This window comes from Bacillus sp. BF2-3 (assembly GCF_008368795.1).
GTDB lineage: Bacteria > Bacillota > Bacilli > Bacillales > Bacillaceae_G > Bacillus_A > Bacillus_A cereus.
The window spans coordinates 1-11,202 of sequence record NZ_QOSA01000054.1 but is presented as its reverse complement, the minus strand read 5'-3'; the positions used below and the strand labels follow the sequence as shown (position 1 = coordinate 11,202).

The following is an 11,202-nucleotide window of genomic DNA, read 5'->3' as shown; positions in this document are numbered from 1 at the left end:
ATATTAGATACCGATAATCGGTTATAAATATCGCCTCATTTTTTTGCTTAATCCTTGTAAGCATCCATTCCTTTTCGTTTAACTATGGAATTAATAACTCTCCCTTCTTGTTTACTCTCTATTTTTTGCCACTTGCATTAGAAGTGCTAAACTGTATAATGACTCTTATTAAACTTACATATAGACGTGCTAGTAATTTTTCATGCTAATTATTCCTTTCTTCATGCTGTAATACTTAATAGACAACCTAAACAATACAGTTGTTCCACATTTACAAAAAAAATAATTAAATATAAGATGAAGTAGGCTACATAAGGGAGGGTTATATGTTACATACAAAAAGATGGAGATTATTTGCGGTTCTTTCTATTGTAGGTTTGATTTTACTAATTTTATTAAAAATCAACTTCATTTCAATTACTATCGCAACTTCTTCAGCTGAAAGAGGAAAGATTTTTGATCAAAATGGTGCAATACTAGCTACAAATAAGAAAGTTAAGTCTCTATATTGCACTTCTAATGATGAAAAGCTATCGAAACAAGATACATCAAGCACATTAGCTTTTTTTAATCAATTTTCAAGCGAGTTTCAACATGATATTTCTACAGAGAACATAAAATCTCAATTACAACAATCTTGTAAAAAGCAGACTATGAATGATATACCGTTATACTCTGATATAACTGAGAATGAACTTGCATTCATAAACAAAAACAAACCCAATAATGTAATAATTAAAGATGAATGGATTCGATATTATCCTAAACACGAAATTGGTTCACAAGTAATTGGGTATGTAGAAAATGACCTTAATTCAAAGCATATGGCTGTTGGAAAAAGCGGGATTGAGCTGCAATATGAAAATGATTTAAAAGGAAAACCAGGTAAAACTCTTATTTTTAAATTGAATAATAAAAAGTTCTTATGGAACATTCAAAAAGTACAAAAAGGAAAAGATGTACGGCTAGCTTTAGACTCTGAGTTGCAGCAAAAGGCAGAAGAAGCATTAAGATCGCAAATTAAGAAAACACCTGATGCTAAAGCTGGTTATGCTGTAGTGAGCGATGCAAAAACTGGCGCGATTTTAACTATGGTCAACTCGACAGTTTTTGATCCAAATATATTAAATACACATGTATCTTCTAGAAAAGAAAATATTAAATCTCTTTCGCAAAATAAAGCGATTCAAAAATTAAAGTATGGTGAATCTTATGTAAATATGGCTTCTACTATAAAACCACTTACTATTTTAATTGGATTAAACGAAAAACTTTTTCAACCCGAAGATACTTATTTAGATAAAGGTACTTTTCAGTATGATAATCAAAATAACATTACGAATGCACCTGGAACACCAACAGGTGAGATTACACCGAGGCAGGCTATCATTAATTCATCTAACACATTTATGACAGCAAAAGTAGCTCTGCCCTTATTCAACCAAAATAATGGAAATATAGAAAAAGTGGCACATATATGGACAGATTATTTAATGCAATTCGGCCTACGTTCTAAAACCGGGATTGATTTGCCCTTTGAAGAAGACGGACAATATGAATTCCATCCATCTAATAAATTTGAAAATGGGATTTCTGCTTTATTAAATGCCTCTTGGGGAGGAAATGAAGTGCATACTCCTCTTCAACTCGCTCAATATGCAGCAACATTGGCAAGTAAAGGTGATAAATATAAACCTCAAATCGTAAGTGCGATTATTGGTCAAGATGGTAAGGAAACCAAAAAGTTTAAAACCATTTTAGAAAGTTCAAATCGTTACCCGATGAACTTTTGGCGTGTCGTGCAAGGTGGAATGAGTCAAAATATAGAGGAAATTAAAAAGTTGCCCTTTGACGTCGCAGGTAAAACAGGTATTACAGGTTTTCCAAATGAGCAAGAAAGAATGATAAATCATTCTCTTTTCATTGCATATGCTCCTACTGAAGATCCACAAATTGCTATTTCTGTCGTTATTCCTGGCAGTAATTCCGAAAAAAACATTGCCGCTCTCGTTACATCAGAAATTTTAGAGTACTGGAATACTCTTCAAAAAGAGAATAAAAACAAAGAGGAAGGTTCATTAAAGTGAACCTTCCTCTTTTACCATATAGAATCTATATTTATTATTTTCCATATACCTTCATTATTCTTTTCGAACATAAATGAATATTTAATATCAGTTAAAATGTACTCTTTCTGTACATATCCAGTATTACCGTTAATTGTCGATATTTTTATATATCCATCATTCTGCACTTTTTCTGGAATCCAAGCTTTTACCATTTCATTAGATACTTCATATAAAACTTGTGATTCTCGCTTTGGTTCTGCTAAAATTTTTGTTTTATTTCCAGTAACAGTTGCATATATAAAATGTGCTTGCTTTGGTTGGTTACTTTCCGTCAATCCACTTGGTACTTTATATACTTGCTTTGTATCATTTCCAAACTCTCCCCCCATTGTAAGGGCGACTTGCAACTCATGAAAAATATCTTCATCAAACTTCAGTTCATCCTTCTTATAACTCTTCCCTTTAAATAGAACTTCATCATTTAACGCTTTGTACAGGTCATTTTCATTTTTTGAGTTCGTACTTTGATATAGTTCATTCATAAATTGTTTTAATGATGGATCTTGAGCAGACTCATCTTTTGTTTTAGGCTTAATTTGAGTACTACTTTGTACTGGTGATTTATTATCATCAAGCCAAGGTTGTTGAACAATGAAAAATAACATTGTACAAACTAAAACAACTACAATAGGTAATGCTTTTTTACGAAATGGTCTTTTATGTTTTACAAAATCCACTTCATTATTTTCGTATATAGACTGCTTTATTTTAGAAATAAATTCTTCTTCATCTTTACGATTCTCCATTGGGCCTTTTTTTATTTTTCTATACCAGTCAGGATTTTGTTTATTGTTCATCACTACTACCCTCCCCTATTAATTTTGAAACCTTACTTCTCGCTCTACTTAATCTCGATTTTACAGTTCCAATGGATACTCCTAATGTTTCAGCCATTTCTTCATATGATAATTCATATTTTGCGTCCAATATAATTATTTCACGGTGCTTTTTAGGTAGTTTTAATACAACCTTCCACACCTCATTCATCTCTTCTTGGTTAAAAAATTCTTGTTCTGCTGACAGGGATTGCTTATCGTCACTAAAAAATCCTATTAAAGATATCCTTTTAAAATAGGAGGATTTCAAATAGTTTATTGCCGTATTTCTTGTGATTTTTAAAATCCACGTTTTAATAGATGACTCCTTTCGAAATGAATTCCAATTTTTAAACACCTTTATAAATACATCTTGCGTGATATCATCTGATAAGTGTGGATCTTTCGTAATAATAAATGAATAATTCCATACATCTTGCCAATAGTCTTTTATAACATAGTCCAGCTCATCATGATTACACTTTTCAATAAACGTCTGTTCCATTTCCACACCTCAAACTTATTTGAATAAACATAAAAACTGCCCTCACTTTTATTATGGTTTCAATATATAGACAAGATACAAGTTTCATTTGTTCCATTGTTTATCTTTTTTCAAGCAGAATAATACTACTAAAAAACAAGTAAAGCATACAATGATAAAATTCTACTCATGAAAATCTGTTTTTTGAATTTAACGTAACACTCCACTTGTCCATTTCAACTTGCTATACTCTTCTATTTACCATTAGCAATGCCAACTTTTCAGAAATGAAAATAAAGGTAAGGCATCAATTTTCTAGAGTCGCAGCAAAAAAGCATTCTCGATTAGAAAGAATGCTTTTTTGAAATTTAATTGCTCTATATTCCCCCCAATTTATACCTTTGAGTTAAGTAAACATATAATAAATGTAGTGAAAAAATTCACCTTATAATTAAGTGTTATTTCTGAAATACATGTTTTACTTTTTCACCTGGAACATTACTTCCTCCTCTTCCTTTTACATCTTCAATCATCATGGTAACAATCATGTCTGGCGCATTTGCATCGAAAGCTGCGAACCATCCCAGTTCTTTTCCTTCTGCTTCTTTCGACTCTTTCAGTTCTGCTGTACCAGTTTTACCAGCAAGCGTTACACCATCAACCTTTGCAATTCTCCCTGCGCCATCAGGGTCATTAATGACTTTGATTAATGCACTCTTTAATATGTCTTGATTCTTTTTAGAAACCACATTTTCTTTCCAATTCCCCGCTACTTTTGCTTCTTTTAAAAGATGTGGCGGCGGAATATTCCCTTCATTCACAATCGGTGCATATGTTAATGCTAAATGAAGTGGTGTCATTAATACTTGTCCTTGTCCATAGCCTGTGTCTGCTAGTTGGATATCGTTTCTTATCCCATCTCTTGCAATGATTGAAATAGGAAATTCGTATTCGATTGGTAATTTTTCATGAAAACCGTATTTCTTCAGTTCATTTACATACTGATTTTTTCCTATTTTCAAAGCTTGTTGAGCAAAATAAATATTATCAGAGTACTTCATTGCCTTATCAAAATCAATTGGACTTGCATCCTTCACACGCGTTACATAGTAATTTCCCCAAGATGAATCTTTTGTCCACTTCAATCCTTGAATTTTAAATTCTTCCTTCGGATTTATTGTGTTTGTTTCCAAACCAATTGCACCTGTGATCGTTTTAAATACGGAACCTGGTACAATTGCTTGTGTAAAGCGATTCGTCATTGGTAGTTTCGAGTCGTTACTCCATGCTTCTCGTTGGGCTTTCGATGCTCCTCTAACTATTATATTTGGATTATAAGCAGGGCTACTTACAAGTGCGATTGTTTCACCTGTTTTAGGATTGACCGCTGCACTAGACCCTGCTTCAGTTTTCATCTCATTAAAGATTTTTTCTTGAATTGCAGCATCAATTGTTAACGTAACATTTTCTCCTTCTTTTGCTTCTTTTTTTGCTACGTTTTTAATCTCTTTCCCCTTCTCATCTTCTATAAATACGCGTCCACCCTTTTCACCACGCAATTTATTTTCTAACACTTTCTCTAAACCAGTCTTACCTACTAAATCATCTGCTTGATAACCTTGTTTTTGAAGTGATTTTAACTCCTCCGCATTCACATTTCCTATATATCCAGTTAAGTGTGCCGCTGCTTCACCTAATGGATACGTACGAATATTTACTGGGCGAGATGAAACTCCTTCTAATTCAATATAATCATTCTGTCTGGTTCCCTCTTTTAAAATACCAATTGGTACAAAGGAGTCTGGTTTTATCCATTTTGCTGTGAGTTTTTGTTCGACCTCTTCTGTAGACATATCAAGTAATTGTGCTACTATTTCTTTCGTTTGCGCTGCTGTTTCGCCTAGTTTCTCTGGAATAATTCCAACCTCAGTTGCTTTACCATTCGTTGCAAGCCCTTTTCCATTTCGATCATATATTTCTCCGCGTTTTCCTTGCTCTATTTGCATACGTACTTTGTAATCTTTTTTCATACCTGGGAAGATGAAGTCTGGCGTCCAATCTATTTTCCAAGACTCTTTATCTTTCACAAGTTTTGCTTCATGGATGAATGAAACTGGTCCTACATCCGTATCCATCTTAACTTCAAAAAGAAAAAGCTCTTTATCTTTCGTATTCTCTCCTTTCATTTTAACTTTTAAATTATTAGCTCCAATCCCCTCATAGATTTTTTGATATTTTTCTGTGAATTCTTTTTTAGAAATCGATTTTTTGGCACGATCTGATAAATGATCATACATATTTGCAAACTTTTTATCATTCCATAAATTAATATATTCTTCAAATGCTTGTTTTGGCGGTTCGTTTTTATTACATCCTACCAACATAACTGCGAAACAAATGAAAAACAGCATCCATAATTTTTTCAATTCAATCTTCTCCCTTAATTAAAAATCATTATTCCTTTCTTAATTTATTACATAAAAAATGTTTCAACGCTTAATAGACATTGTAAGTAATGACATTGTTCCATATTTACAAAAAAATTAATATCTATGTTCATTTTAATACAAAAAAGCAGGCATAAATATATGCCTGCCTTCCGTTCCCAAAATCAATTACACCTAAAACAACTTGTGGTTAACCAAATCCAGATACTCTTCTACACCCTATTTTTTACTTTTCTAAAATAATTCCCGCTATTTCATTAGCATATTTTTTAGAGTCAAATCCATCATAGTTACTTAGTACTACAACAGTCAAATATTCTTTTGGAAACCGCATGAAGTATGAACGATAACCTGCCCAGCTACCTGAATGTTCCAAGTATCGACAGTTAAAACCTTCTGCAAGCCTTAGCCCAAAAGCATAATCTTCATTGTCAATAATTGTTTCCCCAGTTGGAGAAATTTCCGGACCTATTTCGCTCATTCTTTTAACAAGTTCTTTTCCGCCAACGGTACCCGTAGTTAAATTTTCTCCCCACTTTACCAGGTCTTCGACTGTTGCATGAACTGCCCCATCACCTGTATGTTCCCAAGGGCTTTCATAGACCATATATGCTCCTTGTTCATTCTTTGAATACCCCCTAGCAATTGATATAGTAGTTGGGTAGCAATCTACAATTGTTGTGTCTTTCATATTTAAAGAATCAAAAATACGTTCTTTTGCAAACTGACGTAAAGACTTCCCGCTTACCTTCTCTACCACCAATGACAATAAAAAATATCCTGTATTGCTATACTCAAATTTTGTGCCAACAGGGAACCTTGCAATTTGATGACCATTAAGGTGTTTTAGCGATTGTTCCACAGTTAATATATCAGTAAATTTAATATTTTCTGCTTGAGCCAATTCCATATAATCAACTAGTCCGCCAGTATGATGAATTAGATGCCTCAATGTTACTGGTTCAGCATATGTTCCTATAGAAGGGACAAACTTTACAATTGAATCATCTAAACTCAATCTTCCCTCTTGTTCTAAGAGTAATATAGAAAACGCTGTAAATTGTTTAGAAACTGAGGCGATATTAAAAACGCTCTTTGTGGTTATCGGTAGATTTTCCTCTATAGAAGCTAAGCCAACTGCACCTTTATACGTTACTCCGCTATCAAAACTGGCCATATATACAAAGCCAGGAACTTTTGGTGAAAACTTTTTTAATAATTGTTTAATCAATGTATGCGTCTTTTCATTATATGTATTATTCACCTCAATCACATCCCCTTCCCTTTAAATAATTAGAAATATATTATCCTGTTATCTTTTTCAATTACACATCTTACTTCAACTCAAAACAACATATTTTATATTTGACTACAATCAAGCACCTTCACACTGATTTCTTTAGTTTCTAAATTCTTCTCTTTATAGAGAGCTTTAATTTAGTGAGTACTATTATCCCCGAATTTACGAAATTCCCTCTTTCAATTCTAAAATTACTCATGGCAACTTAATAGATATTTTCTAAATTGGGTCAATAACATTTAAATCAAAGATGTTATTGACCCAAATACCTATTTTATTTTTAGATTTAGAACCGATGTACTAACAAATATGAAAACTATTTACCAGTCCTTTGTAAAGATAGGTTTCAATAAGACATTCATCTACCTTAAACCTTGTTTCAAATTTAGTTATAGTCTACAAATTTTATAGTCTTCGTCTATAGTGTTTTACTTTTTCGATATGAGAATTCAAATAACCTTTTTAAACAACTTTTTTCACAAAAAAGCAGAGGCGTTCCAAATCTTTATTTTTCATTGTAGTTTCAAATGTGGGATTGGGTAGTGATGTCCTGCATCATCTGTAAGTTCCCCATTAACTTCAGCTAACTAGTTCAAGTGGGAGAGTCATGAAAGTAATCCTATATCTTTTGCCTTTTGTACTGCTTCTTCTCGATTTTTAACTCCTAGCTTCTCATAGAGATTGGAGGCGTAATTTCTTACTGTTCCGTTTGACAAGTAAAGTGTCGAAGCTATTGTTTTATAACGGCTTCCTTGTGATAATAGTTTCAAAATCTCTAATTCTCGTTTCGTCAATCCATACTCTATTCCAGCTGATCGTGATTCAAATAATCCTGTTTCTTCATTTTCTTCCCACATCCTATGGAACAAGTCATGAGTAATCATCGTGCCTCCTCGATAGACTAGACGAATTGATTCAGCTAGTTCACGCAAATCTATGGATTTCAGTACATATCCATCCGCACCATTTCGTATGATTTCTTTGGCCCTTTCTGTATTCTGGAAGGTTGACAGAATGAGTACACGAATGTCCGGCCATTTTTTCTTAATCATTTTAGTTGCATGAATCCCATCCAGATTTGGCATCTCTAAATCCATTAATACTACATCTGGTTTTAGTCTCCCGCACAATTCCAAAGCCTGTTCTCCATCTTCAGCCATTCCCACTACTTGTAAATCCTCCAGCCCACTCAAAATTGTATGAAGACTTTCTCGGATAAAAGAATGATCATCGACAATACACAGACGAATTTGTTTATTAGAAAGTTGTACTTGTTTCGGTAAAACACATGAAATTAATGTCCCTTCCCCTTTTTTGGAATAAACAATGACTCTTCCTTGTGACTGACTTACACGCTCTTTCATTGCAGTTAATCCAAAGCCATCCTTCCACTCTTCTACCCCACAGCCATTATCCTGTACATCCAATCTTATCTGTTGTGGTTCAAAATGAAGTGACACAATGATTTCTGTGGAATGCCCATGGCGAACAGCATTTGTTAGTGATTCCTGCAAGCTCCGATATAGTGTCATTTTTGATTGTTTGGAGACTATATACTCTTCCCCTATTATTCGAGTACGTACATTTACTTTTGCATGTTTCTTAAATTCCTCTGTCAATTGTTGTAGTGTGGTAGCTAAGGGAAGCGACTCTTGTGATAAATCTAATTGGTGTAAATACAGTCTTACTTCTTCCATACTGTTACGGGCCAATTGTAATAATGAATCTAGCTGCTGCTCTCCTTCTTTAGACTTTAATTCCATACGCAATGTTTCCATCCCCATAATAATTGAAGTATAGGAATGTCCCATCGTATCGTGTAAGTCTTTTGAGAGCCTATCACGTTCCTCCAGTAATGTAATCCGCTCAACTTGGGATACGTACTGTTCCAATACATGTTTCTGGTTCCGAATAATTTCACTTTGACGGTAATTAATAGCCAGTAAACGAAAGAAAGAGCCCATAGCAAAAGCTAAACTGAGTTGTAGGATGATTACCCATAAATCTGTTACTTTGGAAAATATCGCAATAAGCAACGGGAACAAAATAATTGTAATAGGACCCGACCAGCGGTAAGATTTATGAACGCTATTTGCCGCAATCATAAAAGTTGGCATTAAAAAAGCAAGATACGCTAACGGAAATAATAAAGTTAAATAGAAACAAACTCCGCCAAATAATATTATTTCAGTAAATAAATAATAGCGATAACTGAACATTAAACAAATCCAAGGTACTGAAAATGAAACGACTTCCCAAAGGATTATGATCCAAAGTGGTACTGTTAAATGATCTTGTTGGTGGATAGTCGTTGATATTAATGATAGCCAAACAATAAAGCGTATACAAAGCAAGGCCCAATCATACCAAAACCATAGTTTTAAAGTCTTAAACAAATTATCACTCCTTTATAGCTTTAAACATGAAACGCGTGTACATTCCAATAATTCGAACTAAGTCGTTTCCAATAAGATTATGTATCCAGATGAGAATGAAACCAACAATCATGACAAAAATTGCCACCTCCAATGAATTCACTGCAATGCCCAATAAGTATATATTAAAATATTGAAAAAGTAAGGGGGTAACGATACATACTAGTGGCATTACATACAGTAAAACAGCACATATAAGACTCATTATTCCGACAAAAAATTTCTGCATGAGCCAAAAAATAGCCCTCCAGTTGCTATTATTGAGGATTGTATCTATCGCTTTAATCCATTTATCTCCTTCCTCTTTTTTTCTTGGTTCGAATAAATCTATTGATATATCTGTATAAATCTTCGTTTGAATGCGCTCATACTGAACAAACGTGTGAGTTGTTTGCAGCACCCACGCCAACAAGGGAATACCCAAAAAGATAATCGTCATTACTAATGCAAATGTAATGCTGACTAGATAGAAACAAAAGTAAAAAAAGCCGGATACAAAGGTAAATAATAAGAAATAAAAATCTTGCAAAGTTTTTTGAGCTAATGCTTTCGTCATTAATATCTCTCCTCCTCATTCATTGCTAATGTGTTAAAAACTACTTTTTTAATCCTAAGTATTTTTCTGTCACATACTTTAGTGTCAAAATGTCACGGTTTGTATGACATAACTATCAATACAGCCTTATTTACTCAATTTTTGTTGTTCTTTATAAACATGACAGAAGTTCACTATCGACTATGACTCGCCGCTTGTTATACTCTGTTCATACGCTAATTCTTTATGTTAAAGATAAGATTGTGTTCCCGATCTTATCTTTTTTCTTTGAAAATTTTTTGGTACAAAAAAGGAATCCTTATAATAAGGATTCCTAAAAGAAACGACGTACCCTAATCAATTTCTTGATTTAGTCCATCACACGTATAAAGTAAACTTTAATCAGCCCTCACCAATCAGTTTTTTACGGGCAACCCACCCAACCTAACTTCTTTGTTTTCGCTACATTTTGAGGTTGAGCTCTTATTGTCCGTTAATGTGGGATAAATTCCTTAGTTCCTCATTTTATCTACTTAGGGATAATTTTATTTTGTTAACTTAATGATACTGTGCTTCTATCCCACATCGTCTCTAATTTAAAAACATTTATTCCATCTAATAATCCTTTAATGAAATAACCTAACTGACATTTCTAAACAACTCTATTGACACTTAACACTATCATAAATACTACACTTCGTTGAGCCACATTATTACAAATTTATTGATGTAGTTGAGATGGACTCACTTTTTGAATTTGAACAAGTATATCAAACGCTTTACCTAATGATATATTAACAGTTTTTGGTATATCAGGCCCTTCGGTAGTTATTCCAGCGAAAATTGGATGTTGTTCGTTTAACCAAGTTTTTGTCACGCCGTTTGCCTTACGTAAATCAATAAAAAATTGATCTTTTTTAACTTGTCCAAAGATGTAGTTATAACTGTTTGGATCATCCGATTTTAATGTTCCATAGGGGCCAAATTCACCATTGCTATTCTTCACATTGTATTGTCCTTCATAAACTGACGTTCCAATAGATACGTACCGTTTTCC

8 protein-coding genes are annotated in these 11,202 nt (G+C 33.4%); 1 reads left to right on the top strand and 7 read right to left on the bottom strand.

Translation table 11 applies throughout. The annotated features are described in order from the left end of the window. The first annotated feature begins 326 nt into the window (after window positions 1-326). A complete protein-coding gene (locus DN401_RS28125; protein ID WP_000903357.1) occupies window positions 327-2,087 on the top strand; it encodes a peptidoglycan D,D-transpeptidase FtsI family protein in 1,761 nt (586 codons plus the stop codon). Between the two features lie 11 nt (window positions 2,088-2,098). Here DN401_RS28125 and DN401_RS28120 read toward each other — a convergent pair whose 3' ends face one another. The 7 genes from DN401_RS28120 to DN401_RS28090 all read right to left on the bottom strand — a co-directional run. Beyond that, window positions 2,099-2,926: an SH3 domain-containing protein gene (locus DN401_RS28120; RefSeq protein ID WP_001060762.1), complete on the bottom strand. Its 828-nt coding sequence runs from the start codon at window positions 2,924-2,926 to the stop codon at window positions 2,099-2,101. Further along, the gene (locus DN401_RS28115) at window positions 2,916-3,449 is read right to left on the bottom strand and encodes an RNA polymerase sigma factor (RefSeq protein ID WP_000438330.1); all 534 of its coding nucleotides are present in this window, start codon (window positions 3,447-3,449) and stop codon (window positions 2,916-2,918) included. Before DN401_RS28115 ends, DN401_RS28120 begins: the two co-directional genes overlap by 11 nt. Before the next feature lie 437 nt (window positions 3,450-3,886). After that, on the bottom strand, window positions 3,887-5,854 hold the full coding sequence (locus tag DN401_RS28110) for a penicillin-binding transpeptidase domain-containing protein (protein WP_100655314.1): 1,968 nt from the start codon (window positions 5,852-5,854) through the stop codon (window positions 3,887-3,889). Between the two features lie 247 nt (window positions 5,855-6,101). Further along, on the bottom strand, window positions 6,102-7,139 hold the full coding sequence (locus DN401_RS28105; protein WP_059303783.1) for a serine hydrolase domain-containing protein: 1,038 nt from the start codon (window positions 7,137-7,139) through the stop codon (window positions 6,102-6,104). A gap of 641 nt (window positions 7,140-7,780) precedes the next feature. Then, window positions 7,781-9,571 carry a helix-turn-helix transcriptional regulator gene (locus tag DN401_RS28100; protein WP_100655315.1) on the bottom strand — a complete coding sequence of 597 codons (1,791 nt, stop codon included), beginning with the start codon at window positions 9,569-9,571 and terminating at the stop codon, window positions 7,781-7,783. A gap of 4 nt (window positions 9,572-9,575) precedes the next feature. Beyond that, complete coding sequence (locus DN401_RS28095; protein WP_100655316.1) at window positions 9,576-10,166, bottom strand: sensor domain-containing protein; 591 nt, start codon at window positions 10,164-10,166, stop codon at window positions 9,576-9,578. A gap of 700 nt (window positions 10,167-10,866) precedes the next feature. Next, window positions 10,867-11,202 (bottom strand): erythromycin esterase family protein (locus tag DN401_RS28090; RefSeq protein ID WP_255481527.1); only part of this gene is annotated, 336 nt, incomplete at its 5' end.